A 12,012-nucleotide genomic window follows, 5' to 3' on the forward strand; every position below is an offset into this window, starting at 1 on the left:
CACTTCCATGAACGTGACCAGCACGCGCGGGTCCCTGCTCGCCGCCCTCGCCGCCGTCCTCGTCGGAGGCTCCTTCACCGCCAACAGCGTCCTCGGCCACTACCCGTACGCGGGTGGCCAGTTCGTGCGGTACGGCCTCGCCTGCCTGCTGCTCCTGCCCTTGGTCGGCCGGGGCGGCGCGGCACCCCTGCGCACGCTGACACCCCGCCAATGGGCACGTCTCGCGCTGCTCGCGGCCGTCGGCATGGTCGGCTTCAACCTCGCCGTCATCGCCGCGGAGCACACCGCGGAACCCGCGATACCGGGTGTCTTCGTAGGGTGCGCCCCGGTCGCCGTCGCCGTTCTCGTCCCCCTCCTGGAGGGCCGTCGGCCCCAACGGATGCTCCTTTACGGGGCGTTGCTCGTGGCGGGCGGCGCCTTCACGGTCCAGGGCTGGGGGCGTACCGACGGAGCGGGAATCGCCTTCTCCCTGTGCGCGCTCGTCGGCGAGATCGGCTTCGCGGTGCTCGCCGTGCCCGTCCTGCGACCGCTCGGACCGCGGCTGCTCTCCGCGACGGTGTGCGGGCTCGCGGCGGCCGGGTCGGCGCCGGCCGGGATCGTCCTCGACGGCCGTGCCTGGCTGCGGACCCCGGACTCCACCGAGGCCGTCGCACTGCTGTGGCAGGCGGCGATCGTCACGGTCGTCGGCTTCGTCTGCTGGTACATGGCCCTGCAGCGCATCGGCGCGGAGCGCGCGACCCTCTTCTCCGGGCTCATCCCGGTGACCGCGGCCTGCACGGCCCCGCTCGTCGGCGCGGGCTCCTACGGGCCGGCGCAGGCCGCGGGCAGCGCCCTGGTGGGGGCCGGAGTGGTCCTTGGATCAGGCGCGTCGCGGCGCGGGGGAGGGCGTACGGCGGCTGCCGTCCAGGAGGACGCGCGCGACCAGCGCGGGATCGTCGTTCATCGGGACGTGCCCGCAGCCGGGCAGCCGCACCAGCCGGGCCCTGGGAATGATCCGCTTGGCGCGGACTCCCTGGCGGCGGACCAGAATCCGGTCCCTGGTGCCCCAGGCGACGGTCACGGGAAGGCCGGGGACATCGTCCGTGAACCGGACCGAGGTGCCCGCCCTGAGGGTCTCGGTGAACCCCTGGGCGTTGGCCAGCGCGAGGGTCTCGGCGACCACCGCCTCCGGTGAACGGCGGGCGGGGCGTGCGTAGATGCTGCTGGTCAGCACCGCGCGCCCGGCCGCCGACCGGGACAGCCGCTCGACCAGCGGGAGCGGCATGCTCAGCGCGGCCCGCCGCATCGCCTGCAGCACACCGAACGCGTACCGCCGCTCGCCGGGCGACCAGAACCCGGCGGGCGACAGGGCCGTGACGGAGCGTACGAGCTTCTCGCGGCCCAGTTCCAGGGCCAGCAGCCCGCCGAGGGAGTTGCCCGCCACATGCGGCCGGTCGAGCTCCAGCGTCTCGCACAGCGCGGCGAGCGCCGCGGTGAGCGTCGTCAGGTCGTGGGTGAGCCCCTCGGGCAGCGCGGGGGACTCGCCGAAGCCGGGCAGGTCCACCGCGATCACGTCCCGTTCGGTCGCCAGGAGGTCGACGACCGGGTCCCACGCCTGCCGGTGATGACCTATCCCGTGCAGCAGCAGAAGCGGTTCTCCGGTGCCCGTGCGCCGGTAGGCGAGGGTCACGGACCGCAGGCCGTGCGGAGAGGGGACGCTGAAGGAGACCGTGGCGGCCATGGACTGCTCCTCGACTGGAACCGACTGACTCGGAACCGACTGACTCGGAACCGACTGACTCGGAAATGACTGCTTCTGTACGGACGGACGGACAGGCGGACGTACAGACAGACAGACGTACAGACGTACAGACGCGAACCGGCTGACTCATAGACAGCTTGTCAGCGATTACTACCGGCGGGTAGCCCCCGCTCCGCATATCGTCTGGACACGGCCTGACGCGTCGGGTTGGGATGACCCTGTGGCTACCGACACCGTGACCGAGGTCTTCGAAGAGCACCGTCCCGTCCTGATGGGCGTCGCCTACCGCATGCTCGGCCGGGTGGCCGACGCGGAGGACGTCGTCCAGGAGGCGTGGTTGCGCTGGTCCGGGGCCGACCGCTCCGACGTCCGCGAGCCGCGCGCCTATCTCGTACGTGTCACCGCCCGGCTGGCCCTCGACCGGCTGCGGCAGACCCGGGCCCGTAACGAGGCCTATGTGGGGCCCTGGTTGCCCGAGCCGTACGTCACCGACTTCAGGGACACCGTCGCCGACACGGCCGAGCGGGCCGTCCTCGCGGACTCGGTCTCACTCGCCGTCCTCGTCGTCCTGGAGTCCCTCTCGCCGCTGGAGCGCGCGGTGTTCGTGCTCCGGGAGGCGTTCGGCTACCCGTACGCCGAGATCGCCGTCACGCTCGACCGCAGTGAGCCCGCGGTGCGACAGCTCGCCGGAAGGGCCCGTCGGCACGTCGAGGAGCGGCGGCCGCGTTACGAGGTCGACCCCGTCGAGCGGCGCGACCTCACCGAGCGGTTCCTCGCGGCGGCGACGGAGGGGGACCTCGACGGGCTGATGTCCTTGCTTGCCCCGGACGTGCGCCTGATCGGCGACAGCGGTGGGCTGGCCCAGGCGCCGGTGCGGGTCGTCGAGTCGGCCGACAAGGTGGGCCGCTTCCTCGGCGGAGTCATGCGCAAGGGCGTGGCGGACGTGACGTTCCGCTTCCTGGAGGTAAACGGCGGACCGGCGTTCCTGGTGCTGTCCGGCGACAAGCCCGACAGCGTCTTCCAGCTCGACACCGCCGACGGCCGTATCCAGTGCGTCTACATCGTCCGCAACCCGGAGAAGCTGCTGTCCCTCGCCGTCGACTGACGGCCGTCGGCCGGCAGGTCCCTGCCCGGTCGTATGCCGAAGCCCCCGTCCGCGTGACGGGGGTTTTGCCGTTGTGTCCCGTACCGGGCGTATCGCGAACGTCGTATGAACGCTCTGCGGCAACACGCCTGTGCGAGCTGTAACGGATCGAGGATTGGTCTTGACCAAGGGTGGGGGCCGTCCTATGGTCGCTGGGATAGTGCAGGAACCTTTAATAAACAAGGGCGCTAAAAGCCGCCGGGACACGGCGATTGCGGAGGACACGGTGGGGACCACGCAGTTGGATACGGTGCCGGAGCCCAAGTACTGGCATCTGAAGACGGTGCTCAGCGAAGCACTGGACTCCGATTTCTCGGTGGGTGAGATCCTCCCCAACGAGCGCGACCTGGCGGCTCGGTTCGGCGTCGCGAGGGCCACGCTCCGCCAGGCCCTCGAACAGCTGGAACTGGAAGGACGACTGCAGCGCCGCCGCGGTGTCGGCACGACCGTGGCGCCGCCGCGCATGGGCGTGGCCGTCGCGTCCGAGCAGCACACCTGGCCGGGCGCGGCCGGTGACGCCTGGCAGCCGGCCGACTGCGCGACGGCGGCCCCGCCCTCGGCGGTGGCCCAGGTCCTGGAGAGCGACCCCGACGACCAGGTGCACATCGTGCGCCGCTCCCGGGTGACGCACGACCAGCCCGTCGCCGCCGAGCTCCTCTACATCCCCGCCTCGTCGGTGCCCGACCTGTCCGGCATCGACGCCCCGTCGGGCACCGCACGCGCGCGTGCCGTACTGCGGGAGCTCGCGCGCCTGGACCTGGAGGGCGAGGACCGCGCCGTGGAACTGGGCTCGGCGCGCGCGGACGACGCCAAGGAACTGGACCGGCTCCCCGGTGCGCCCGTCCTCGTCGTCACGACCCGCTACTTCGCCGGGGGGCGCACGGCGGCCGTCTCCGTCGCCACCTACCGCGCCGACACCTGCCGGCTGACCTTCGGCGACTCGGGCGGTGTGGAGATCCACCACAACCCGGAGCGCCGGGCTTCCTGACCGGCGACAACCGACGGACGACAACCACCGCAGTCAACCACCGACATCACCCGGCGACACCCGCGTGCGTACGTCGCGCTCCGACCTCCGGAGCGCGACGTTCCGCTGTTTCGGCTGCCGCGTTCAGCGGCGTGCCGTCACCGTGCTCTCCACCGCGAAGAGCTGCTCCTCCACATGGTCGAGAGCCAGTCGCAGCGCGCCCGTCGCCACGGCCGCCTCGCCCAGGAGCGACAGCGTCACCCGGGGCGGACGCAGACAGTAGCGGGCCAGCTCCCTGCGCAGCGGCTCCAGTACGCCGTCGATACCCGCCGCCCAGCCGCCGATGACGACGAGCTCGGGGTCGAGGGCCAGGACGAGCGCGGCGACGTCGTGCACCAGCCGCTGTATGAAGCGCTCGACGGCCGCCAGGGCCCGCTCGTCGCCCGCGCGCGCGTGCCTGAAGACCTCCGCCACCGCCTGTTCGTCGAGCGGATGCAGAGGCTCGTCGGTCGTGGACAGCAACGTCTCCGGAGTGACCTCCCGGCCCAGCAGATGGAGCGCGCCGATCTCGCCGGCCGCCCCTCCGAAGCCGCGGTGCAGCCGCCCGCCGATGAGGGAACCGGCCCCTGGGCTCAGCCCGGCCAGTACGAACACCATGTCGTCGGACTCGGTGGCGGCGCCCTTCCAGTGTTCGGCGACCGCCGCCGCGTTGGCGTCGTTCTCCACGATCACCGGGCACTTGAAGGAGCGGCGCAGCCGTTCGCCCAGCGCCAGCCCCGTCCACTCCGGCAGCGCCGTACAGAGGCGTACCGTGCCGTCGGCCTCGACGATGCCGGGCGAGGTCGCTCCGACGGCCCGCAGGGAGCCGCGCGCGACCCCGGCACGGCGCAGCAGCTCAGCGACGGCCGTACGCAGCCGTTCGAGCCGTTCGTCCGCCGAGGCCGTCTCGCAGACGTCCTTGGCGAGCGAACCGAGCACCCGGCCGTCCAGGTCCGACAGGAGCGCAGCCACCCGGTGCGGGCCGATCTCCAGGCCCAGCAGATGGCCCGCCTCCGCCCGGAAGCGGAACCGGCGCGCGGGCCGGCCCTGGCGTCGTGCGGCGCTCTCGTCGGCCGCGGTCTCGACGACGAGCCCGCCGTCCATGAGCCCCTCGACGACGCCCTCGACGGTGGGCCGGGACAGGCCGGTCACCCGCGTGATCTCGGTGAGAGTCGCGAAGTCCGTGGCCCGCAGCGCGTGCAGCACCACCGCGGAGTTGATCCTCCGCAGCAGAGAGGGATCCCCGCCGGTCAACTGCCCCAACGTCCGTCCTCCCAGCTCGTGCGCGTGTTGGTTGGCCGGATCGTACTCGGCGCGGCGGGTCCCGGCGAGTGCCGGGGATCACCTGCTCGCCCCGGACCGGCGCCACGAACCGGAATCAGCCGGGTGCCACGAACCCGGACTCGTATGCCGCGATCACCGCCTGGGTGCGATCCCGGGCCCCCAGTTTCGACAGTACGGCCGTGACGTGGGACTTCACCGTCTCGGTGCCGACCACCAGCCGTGCGGCGATCTCCGCGTTCGACAGGCCCCGTGTCATCAGCCGCAACACCTCCGCCTCGCGCCCGGTCAGCGCCGCCCGCTGCAGAGCGGCGCGGGCCGCGGGATTCCCGTCGCTGTCCCCGTACTCGGCGGCCAACTGCCGTACGGAGGCCGGGAACAGCAGTGACTCGCCCTCGGCGATCAGCCGCACGGCGTGCACGATCTCGGCGGGCCGGGCCCGCTTCAGCAGAAATCCGTCGGCACCCGCGCGCAGCGCCTCGTACACGTACTCGTCGTTCTCGAACGTCGTGATGACGAGGATCTTCGGCGGCCGGTCGACGGTCCGCAGCACCGCGCGGGTGGCCTCGATGCCGTTCATCAGCGGCATACGGACATCCATCGCGACGACATCGGGCCGCAACCGCCGCACCAGCGGAATCACCGCGGCGCCGTCCGCGGCCTCTCCGACGACCGCGATGTCGGGCTGCGCCTCCAGGACGGCACGCAGACCGGCTCGTACGAGGGGTTCGTCGTCCACGAGCAGAACGGTGACCGGCATCCGGCCAGCGTAGATCAGCGCAGCGGCAGTTCGACGTGCACCTGCCAGTCACCGTCGTCCGGGCCGGTTCCCGCCCGCCCGCCGAGCAGCGCGGCCCGCTCCCGGATGCCCCGCAGACCACTGCCCCGCGTATCGCCGCCCGGGCCGGGACCCGGTATTCCGGCCGTCAGCGGATTGCGCACCTTGAGGGAGAGCGTCCGTCCCTCGACGGCGACACGGACGCGGACGGGTACCGGGCCCGCGTGCCGCAGCACGTTGGTGAGGCACTCCTGGAGGATGCGGTAGCCCTCGCGGGAGACCGGGCCGGGCACGGTCTCCAGGGGGCCCGTCAGCTCGGCGTCGATCTTCGCCCCTGAGGTGCGGGCGGACTCCAGGAGCCGGTCGGCCTCCAGCAGGGTCGGCCGGCCGCTCGCGGGCCTGCGCGACTCGCGCAGCACGCCGAGCACCCGCTCCAGGTCCTCCAGCGCGGCACGGCCGGTGTCCTCGATGACGAGCAGGGCCCGGTCGGTGAACTCCGGGTCTCCCGCGGCGCGCGCCGCACCCGCCTGCACCACGGCCACCGTCAGCGCGTGGCCGATCGAGTCGTGCAGCTCGCGGGCGATGCGGGTGCGCTCCAGGAGTTGCTCCGTGCGTTCCTCCAGGGCGGCGACCCGCTCGGCCGCCGACGGCCCCAGGAGACGGCGCGCGAGGACCGTGACCAGCTCCCCGAGACCGATGAACGCTCCGTAGAAGGCGAGCAGCGTCAGCGGCGCGAGCAGGGCGTACGCCCAGTGCGCGTGCGGCACCGGCAGGAACGGATTGTCGTCGGGTACGTGACCGGTCGAGATCCGGATCAGGTCCACGGTGATCAGCGGGAGCCAGACGCTGACTCCCCCCGCCACCCAGCCGAACACCATGCGTATCCCCAGCCACAGCACGGTCCGCAGCCGGTCCCGCCAGGTGGCCGACGGGACGACCGAGACCGCCGGGTCCTGTCCGTCCCGCATCAGCATGAACTGCGCCTGGACACCCTCGCCGCGCCGCACGGCCGGGATCAGACCCAGCAGGGGCAGCACCAGCGTCGGCGCCCACGGCGTGGACGGGTCGACAAATATCCACACGCTGCTGACCAGCATGGGAACCCACAGGTGAAGGAAGCGGGTGTACGTCGTCCCGCGAGTCAGCGGGCGCAGCAGGCGGGCCATCGCGTCATCGTGCCAGCCGGCACCGACAACGAGCCTCCCCCGAGCGGGGGAGACGCCCTCCCCGGGCGGGGGAGGACCAACTGCCTTCCCTGCAGTCAGCCTTGGGCCATGACCAGCATCGACGTCCAAGAACTCACCAAGGAGTACGGCACCACTCGTGCCGTGGACCGGCTGACCTTCCGTGTCGAGCCCGGCCGGGTCACCGGATTCCTCGGCCCCAACGGCGCGGGCAAGTCCACCACCATGCGGCTCGTGCTCGGCCTCGACCGGCCCACGTCGGGCACCGCCACCGTCGGCGGTCAGGCGTACGCGACGCTGGAGGAGCCGTTGCGTCACGTCGGCGCCCTGCTCGACGCGCAGGCGGCGCACGGTTCGCGGACCGCGCGGGACCATCTTCGGGCGCTCGCGGCGAGCAACCGCCTGCCCTTGACCCGTGTGGACGAGGTCCTGGCGGAGGCCGGTCTCGCCCCGGTCGCCCGCCGCCGCGTCAAGACGTACTCCCTGGGCATGCGGCAGCGCCTGGGGATCGCCGCGGCCCTCCTGGGGGACCCGCCGGTGGTCCTGCTCGACGAGCCGTCCAACGGGCTCGACCCCGAAGGCATCATCTGGATCAGGGAGTTGCTGCGCCGGCTCGCCCGTGAGGGCCGCACCGTACTCGTCTCCAGCCACCTGATGAACGAGACCGCGTCCTTCGCCGACCACCTCGTCGTGCTGGGCCGCGGCCGGCTGATCGCCGACATGGCGACGAGGGAGTTCGTCCGGGCGCGCGTGGACCCCCGGGTACGGGTACGCACCACGGACGGCGCGGCCCTTCGCGACCTGCTCGCCCGCCACGGGTACGAGGCCGCGCGGAACGAAAGCGAAAGCGAAAGCGAAAGCGGGGGAGGTGGAGGTGGCGGGGGCGGGGGCGAACGGTGGATCGTGCGCCACGCGCGCGTGGAGGACATCGGCCGCCTCGCCTCGGGCGCGGGTCTGCCCATCCTCGAACTGGTGGCGGAGGAAGCCACGCTGGAACAGGCCTACCTCGATCTGACCGCCACGGAGGCCGAGTTCGCGGCGCAGCCCCCGGTTCCGTCGGCCGCGCAGTCCCCGACCCAGCCGCAGGAGACCTGACCGTGCCGTTCACACCCGTACTCCACTCGGAGTGGCTCAAGATCCGCACCCTGCGGTCGCTCGTCGTGGGACTGGGCGCCGTCGTACTCGTCACCGCGGCCTTCTCCGCACTGGCGGGGCTCGACAACTCCGGGGACGGGAGCGGGAGCGGGAACGCGGACTTCGACCCGCTGTTCTCGGCGTTCTTCGGCGTCAACTTCGGGCAGATCGCGGCGATCACCTTCGGCGCGCAGGCCGTGTCGTCCGAGTTCCAGGGCGGTGCCCTGCGGCTCTCGCTGGCCGCCGTACCCCGGCGCGGGCGGTGGTTCGCGGCGAAGATGACGGCTGTCGGCCTCCCTGTCCTGGCCGTCGGCCTCCTCACCGGGTGCGTGAGCCTCGCCGTGGGCAGGGCCGTCCTCGGCGACCGGGCGAACGGTATGAGCTGGGCCGAAGGGCTCCGGGGAGCCGTGGGCTGCGGGATCTACCTGGCGCTGATGGCCCTGTTCGCGGCCGGCCTGACCGCGTTGCTGCGCAGCGGCGTCACCACGCTGAGCATCCTCATCCCCTTCCTCCTGCTGGTCTCCTTCGTGGTCGGGGACATGTCCGGGAACGCCGCCGACCTCCTGCCCGACCGGGCGGGGCAGGTGGTCCTGCACGGGACCCGGGACGGCTTGCTCGGGCCGTGGGCGGGGCTCGCGGTCACAGCGGTGTGGACGTCGGCGGCGCTCCTGGCCGGATGGTGGGGTGTGCACCGTCGGGACGCGTGAATCCGCAATCCGGGCAGCCGTTGTCACCTGACGGGCCGCCACATGTCAGTGGTGACCGCTTTACTGGACTTCATGACCACTGAGCGACACCTCGCCACGATCGAGGAGCTGTGCGTCCGCGACTTCCCCGCGGCGCACGGCTGGTCGGAGGTCGGCGCGGGGGGACCCGGCTACCACCTGGTGGTACTGGAGACGACGCATGGTTTCGGGACGGGCGACCGGTCCGGGCGGGAGGAGATCGCGGACCAGTTCGCCGCCTACAGGGAGGGCGTCTCACAGCGGCTGGGGGAGCGTTGGGGCGAGGCGGAACCGAAGAGCCTGACCGGTGTCTTCCTGCGCTCCGAGGACCCGGAGGAGCGGATACCGAAGCCGTGGGCCTACCTCAGCGCCTACGTGGGACATGTGGACCTGTGGGAGGCCGACGGTACGGGGCGCTGGGTGGCCGTGGGGGTCTCCGAGCCGGTGGAGGGCCAGGAGTTCCAACTCTTCGCGCTGGTCACGGAGTTGGCTCCGCCCTGACCCGGTGCCGGGCGCCTGCTAAGGGCTGTCCCGTAATTCCCGGTGGATCAGCGCGCGGCGTCGGATGCGGTGCATCGCAAGGCGGAGGGTCGTCCTCATACTGGGCGTATTCGGGCGATCCGACAACGCGGCGAGGTGCCGTAGCTGTCGTCGTGCGCCCGCCGGGGATTTCGGGACAGCCCTTAGTCCTGCGCGGCCACCCGCAAGCGGCCGAACTCCTCCGCCATCGTCGCCGCCGTCCAGTGTGCGTTCAGGCCGCTGGGATTGGGCAGGGCCCACACGCGCGTAGCGCCGAACGTCCGCTCCTGCGGGCCGATCGCCGCCTTGCGGTCGTCGAAGGCCGCCCGGTAGGCGGTCACCCCCACGACCGCGAGCCATCGTGGCCGCAGCCGTTCGACCTTGGCGGCGAGCAGCCGCCCGCCCTCCCGGTACTCGTCCGCGCTCAGCTCGTCGGCCCGGGCACTCGCCCGCGCCACCACGTTGGTGATGCCGAGCCCGTACGACAGCAACTCGTCCTGCTCCGAGGGCTTCAGCAGCCGCGGGGTGAAGCCGGACAGGTGCAGGACCGGCCAGAAGCGGTTGCCGGGGCGCGCGAAGTGGTGGCCCGTCGCCGCCGTCATCAGCCCGGGGTTGATGCCGCAGAACAGCACCTGGAGACCGTCCGCGACCACATCAGGCACGAGCCGGCCGCGGGCGGCCTCCAGTTCGGCGGGCGTGAACCGCGTCAGAGGATCGCCCCCGGCGTGTAGCCCGCGGCCTGCGGGTGCTGCTTCACGATCTCCTCGACGCGGGCGACGACCACGGCCACCTGTTCGGCGGCGGCGCCCGTGAAGGACAGCTTGTCGGCCATCAGCGTGTCGAGCTGCACGCGGTCCAGCGGGAGGCGCTCGTCCGCCGCGAGCTTGTCGAGCAGCTCGTTGCGCTCGGTGCCCTGCTCACGCATGGCGAGGGCGGAGGCGACGGCGTTCTCCTTGATGGCCTCGTGCGCGACCTCCCGGCCGACACCCGCGCGCACCGCGCCCATCAGGACCTTGGTCGTCGCGAGGAACGGCAGGTAGCGGTCCAGCTCGCGCGCGACGACCGCAGGGAAGGCGCCGAACTCGTCGAGGACGGTGAGGAAGGTCTCCAGCAGACCGTCCAGCGCGAAGAACGCGTCCGGCAGTGCGACCCGGCGCACCACCGAGCAGGACACGTCGCCCTCGTTCCACTGGTCGCCCGCCAGTTCACCCGTCATCGAGGCGTAGCCGCGCAGGATCACCATCAGACCGTTGACGCGCTCGCAGGAGCGGGTGTTCATCTTGTGCGGCATCGCCGAGGAACCGACCTGGCCCGGCTTGAAGCCCTCGGTCACCAGCTCGTGTCCGGCCATCAGCCGGATGGTCTTGGCGGTGGACGAAGGGGCGGCGGCCAGCTGCACCAGCGCGGTCACGACCTCGTAGTCCAGCGAGCGCGGGTAGACCTGGCCCACCGATGTGAACGCCTGCGAGAAGCCGAGGTGCCCGGCGATGCGCTGCTCCAGGTCGGCGAGCTTCGACGCGTCCCCGCCCAGCAGGTCGAGCATGTCCTGCGCCGTGCCCACCGGGCCCTTGATGCCGCGCAGCGGGTAACGGGCGAGCAGTTCCTCGACCCGGCCGTGCGCGACGAGCAGCTCGTCGGCGGCGGTCGCGAAACGCTTGCCGAGAGTGGTCGCCTGCGCCGCCACGTTGTGGGAGCGGCCCGCGATGACCAGCTCGCCGTACTCGCCCGCGAGCCTGCCCAGCCGGGCGAGGACGGCGACCGTGCGGTCGCGCACCAGCTCCAGGGAGAGCCGGATCTGCAACTGCTCGACGTTCTCGGTGAGGTCGCGGGACGTCATGCCCTTGTGGACGTGCTCGTGTCCGGCGAGGTCGTTGAACTCCTCGATCCGCGCCTTCACGTCGTGTCGCGTGACCTTCTCGCGCTCGGCGATCGAGGCGAGGTCGACCTGGTCGAGGACCCGCTCGTAGTCGGCGAGGGCGGCGTCGGGCACCTCGATCCCGAGGTCCTTCTGGGCCCGCAGCACGGCGAGCCACAGCTGACGCTCCAGCTTCACCTTCTGCTCGGGGGACCACAGGGTGGCGAGCTCGGCCGAGGCGTAGCGGCCGGCGAGGACGTTCGGGATACGGGGCTTTGCGGGCGCAGTCACGTGGACGGAGCATACCCGCTGTGGATGGGGGGCTCTGCGAGTCTCCATCGTCCAGGTAGAGGCCATCGGGGTTCACAGCGTCTGCCTCTGGACGCAGATTCCGTGAGAGAGAGTGTGAGAGATCCAGCAGGGGTAGCCCGCGGACGGACAGAGGCCCTCAGCCTCAGACACTGCTGGGAAAGTCGGGGGTGCGGCAGTGGGGCCGGGAGAGATTCTGGCGGAGACGGCGTGGGTGGTGTGGACGGTGTGTCCGAAGGGCACGCTGGCACCGACGCGGGCGCGGGCGCCGCGGCCGACGCCGTGCGGTCCGGGACTGCGTGCGTGCACGAACGAGATCGTCGAGGTGTTCCCCGC

Annotated in this window: 11 protein-coding genes and 1 pseudogene; 6 read left to right on the forward strand and 6 right to left on the reverse strand. The window is 72.0% G+C overall.

The annotated features are described in order from the left end of the window. Positions 1-7 precede the first annotated feature (7 nt). A pseudogene (locus tag ACIOKD_RS22450) lies at positions 8-796 on the forward strand (DMT family transporter); the annotation flags it as partial. A gap of 63 nt (positions 797-859) precedes the next feature. Here the strand turns inward: ACIOKD_RS22450 and ACIOKD_RS22455 are convergent. Continuing rightward, positions 860-1,720 (reverse strand): alpha/beta fold hydrolase, encoded by an 861-nt coding sequence (locus ACIOKD_RS22455; RefSeq protein ID WP_402086692.1) that lies wholly within the window; start codon positions 1,718-1,720, stop codon positions 860-862. Between the two features lie 241 nt (positions 1,721-1,961). Between ACIOKD_RS22455 and ACIOKD_RS22460 the strand changes: the two genes are divergently transcribed. Together ACIOKD_RS22460 and ACIOKD_RS22465 are read left to right on the forward strand one after the other, a co-directional pair. Beyond that, positions 1,962-2,846, forward strand: coding sequence for an RNA polymerase sigma-70 factor (locus tag ACIOKD_RS22460; protein WP_402086695.1), 885 nt, complete (start codon positions 1,962-1,964; stop codon positions 2,844-2,846). Between the two features lie 265 nt (positions 2,847-3,111). Further along, a complete protein-coding gene (locus ACIOKD_RS22465) occupies positions 3,112-3,873 on the forward strand; it encodes a GntR family transcriptional regulator (RefSeq protein ID WP_402087034.1) in 762 nt (253 codons plus the stop codon). A gap of 123 nt (positions 3,874-3,996) precedes the next feature. Here ACIOKD_RS22465 and ACIOKD_RS22470 read toward each other — a convergent pair whose 3' ends face one another. The 3 genes from ACIOKD_RS22470 to ACIOKD_RS22480 all read right to left on the reverse strand — a co-directional run bounded on the left by ACIOKD_RS22470 (position 3,997) and on the right by ACIOKD_RS22480 (position 7,116). Next, on the reverse strand, positions 3,997-5,154 hold the full coding sequence (locus ACIOKD_RS22470) for an ROK family protein (protein WP_402086697.1): 1,158 nt from the start codon (positions 5,152-5,154) through the stop codon (positions 3,997-3,999). A 115-nt stretch (positions 5,155-5,269) separates the two neighbouring features. Further along, positions 5,270-5,932, reverse strand: a complete 663-nt coding sequence (locus tag ACIOKD_RS22475) for a response regulator (protein WP_402086700.1) — start codon at positions 5,930-5,932, stop codon at positions 5,270-5,272. A gap of 14 nt (positions 5,933-5,946) precedes the next feature. Next, the gene (locus ACIOKD_RS22480) at positions 5,947-7,116 is read right to left on the reverse strand and encodes a sensor histidine kinase (protein WP_402086702.1); all 1,170 of its coding nucleotides are present in this window, start codon (positions 7,114-7,116) and stop codon (positions 5,947-5,949) included. 108 nt (positions 7,117-7,224) lie between these two features. Here ACIOKD_RS22480 and ACIOKD_RS22485 point away from each other — a divergent pair, with 108 nt between their 5' ends. The 3 genes from ACIOKD_RS22485 (at position 7,225) to ACIOKD_RS22495 (ending at position 9,494) form a co-directional block, all read left to right on the forward strand. Then, positions 7,225-8,229 carry an ABC transporter ATP-binding protein gene (locus tag ACIOKD_RS22485; RefSeq protein WP_402086705.1) on the forward strand — a complete coding sequence of 335 codons (1,005 nt, stop codon included), beginning with the start codon at positions 7,225-7,227 and terminating at the stop codon, positions 8,227-8,229. A 2-nt stretch (positions 8,230-8,231) separates the two neighbouring features. Beyond that, positions 8,232-8,975, forward strand: a complete 744-nt coding sequence (locus ACIOKD_RS22490; RefSeq protein WP_402086708.1) for an ABC transporter permease subunit — start codon at positions 8,232-8,234, stop codon at positions 8,973-8,975. Positions 8,976-9,047: 72 nt separating this feature from the next. Then, complete coding sequence (locus ACIOKD_RS22495) at positions 9,048-9,494, forward strand: hypothetical protein (RefSeq protein WP_402086710.1); 447 nt, start codon at positions 9,048-9,050, stop codon at positions 9,492-9,494. A gap of 182 nt (positions 9,495-9,676) precedes the next feature. Here ACIOKD_RS22495 and mug read toward each other — a convergent pair whose 3' ends face one another. Together mug and purB are read right to left on the reverse strand one after the other, a co-directional pair. Then, a complete protein-coding gene (gene mug, locus ACIOKD_RS22500; protein ID WP_402087036.1) occupies positions 9,677-10,222 on the reverse strand; it encodes a G/U mismatch-specific DNA glycosylase in 546 nt (181 codons plus the stop codon). After that, positions 10,219-11,706, reverse strand: a complete 1,488-nt coding sequence (purB, locus tag ACIOKD_RS22505) for an adenylosuccinate lyase (protein WP_402086712.1) — start codon at positions 11,704-11,706, stop codon at positions 10,219-10,221. Before purB ends, mug begins: the two co-directional genes overlap by 4 nt. Positions 11,707-12,012: the final 306 nt, after the last annotated feature.

Source organism: Streptomyces sp. NPDC087844, assembly GCF_044742785.1.
Classification (GTDB): Bacteria; Actinomycetota; Actinomycetes; order Streptomycetales; family Streptomycetaceae; genus Streptomyces.

Excerpts from the sequence above, each read along its gene's own strand:
- ACIOKD_RS22495 (WP_402086710.1), top strand. The coding sequence starts at position 9,048 with ATGACCACTGAGCGACACCTCGCCACGATCGAGGAGCTGTGCGTCCGC.
- ACIOKD_RS22480 (WP_402086702.1), bottom strand. The coding sequence starts at position 7,116 with ATGGCCCGCCTGCTGCGCCCGCTGACTCGCGGGACGACGTACACCCGC.
- ACIOKD_RS22455 (WP_402086692.1), bottom strand. The coding sequence starts at position 1,720 with ATGGCCGCCACGGTCTCCTTCAGCGTCCCCTCTCCGCACGGCCTGCGG.
- purB (WP_402086712.1), bottom strand. The coding sequence starts at position 11,706 with ATGGAGACTCGCAGAGCCCCCCATCCACAGCGGGTATGCTCCGTCCAC.
- ACIOKD_RS22485 (WP_402086705.1), top strand. The coding sequence starts at position 7,225 with ATGACCAGCATCGACGTCCAAGAACTCACCAAGGAGTACGGCACCACT.
- ACIOKD_RS22475 (WP_402086700.1), bottom strand. The coding sequence starts at position 5,932 with ATGCCGGTCACCGTTCTGCTCGTGGACGACGAACCCCTCGTACGAGCC.